1 protein-coding gene is annotated in these 1,425 nt (G+C 56.7%); it reads left to right on the top strand.

Annotated elements, in window-relative coordinates:
* The first annotated feature begins 105 nt into the window (after window positions 1-105).
* Window positions 106-1,230: a porin gene (locus ACR0E6_RS21165; RefSeq protein WP_480564029.1), complete on the top strand. Its 1,125-nt coding sequence runs from the start codon at window positions 106-108 to the stop codon at window positions 1,228-1,230.
* The last annotated feature ends 195 nt before the right edge of the window (window positions 1,231-1,425 follow it).

The raw sequence follows: 1,425 nt of genomic DNA, 5'->3' as shown, positions 1-1,425 counted from the left end.
CGGATTCGCCACCTTCTTTTGGCGTAGGGCGCGCCCCATTGGAACGGCTCGGTGTGGTGAGCATGTGAGCAAGACCTAATAATAAACCCTTTCAAGGTGAGTGACATGACCCTTAACCTGAAAACCTCGTCTGTTGCCGCGATTTTGGCGGCGACCACGGCCATTCCGGCTGCGGCTGAGCTGAAATACGAAAACAATAGCGGCGGATATGTAGAGCTCTACGGACAGTTCAACCCCGCGCTGATCTCAGTTGACGACGGACAAGACACCGAGACACGTTTGCTGGACAACGACCTGTCCAACAGCCGTGTCGGCTTGCGCCTTATGCAGCCTTACGGTGACAACGAGTTTACGTTTCGGCTCGAAACCGGACTAGGACTGCCAAACTCGAGCGAATGGAACCAGCTGGGTACGGATTTCAGCGGTTGGACGCGGGAAGATATCCGTCACGTGGATTTCGCGCTGAAGGGCGGCTACGGTAAGTTCTCGGCGGGGCAGGGCAGCATGGCTTCGGACGGGGCGGCTGAGACGGACTTGTCTTATGTTGGAACGGCGCTCTATTCGTTCACCAACGATGAGAACTCGGGCTTCTTCTATCGCGGAACCGATGGGGTACTCAGCGACATTACGGTCGGTGACTCCAGCAGCAACTTCGACGGTGGCCGCCGGACGCGCGTACGCTACGATACGCCTGACTTCAACGGGTTCAGTGCAGCTATCGCCTATGGTGAAAACGCGCTCTCCAGCAGCGACGATGACACGTATTACGACTTTGCGATCGCGTATAACAACACCTTTGCCGGTGGCGTCGAGTTTGCTGCCAGCGTGGCCTATGCAGTGCGAGACTTCGACAATGTATCGGGTGAGCGCAAGGATACCATAGGGTCTGCCTCGGTTCTGCTGCCCAGCGGGTTTAGCTTTACCGCTGCTGCAGGGTCGCGGGACGACACCGCAAGTGGCGCATCGGATCCAAGCTTCTGGTACGCAAAAATAGCATACGAGGGCGACTGGGTGGCCTGGGGTAAAACCGGTGTGGGCATCGACTACTACGATGGGTCAGATTTCAACAATGATGGGTCGGACACCAAAGCATGGGGTATTGCTGTCGTGCAGCGGATCGACTCGATCAACACGGATGCATACCTGAAATACCGCAACCACGATTTCGAAGATGGGACGTCGTTCGACAAGAACGAAGCCTGGGTCTTGGGCGCGCGCTGGCAGTTCTGATCAGCGATAGATGTTTCACAAAACGCTCCGGTTCCAGCTGGGGCGTTTTTTTGCTGTTGAAGACGGTAAAACCGGGGTGATCCGGGCATTGCCCCCTTGCACGTGGGCGGCTGGGCAAATAGAAGGCGTCAAATTTGCCCGGCGCGCCGTTTTGCGCGCCCCGAATCCTATGGGGACTACCATAATGCAGGTTAC

It is taken from the genome of Ruegeria sp. AP12 (genome assembly GCF_056540025.1).
This window is presented reverse-complemented; position numbering and strand designations above follow the sequence as displayed.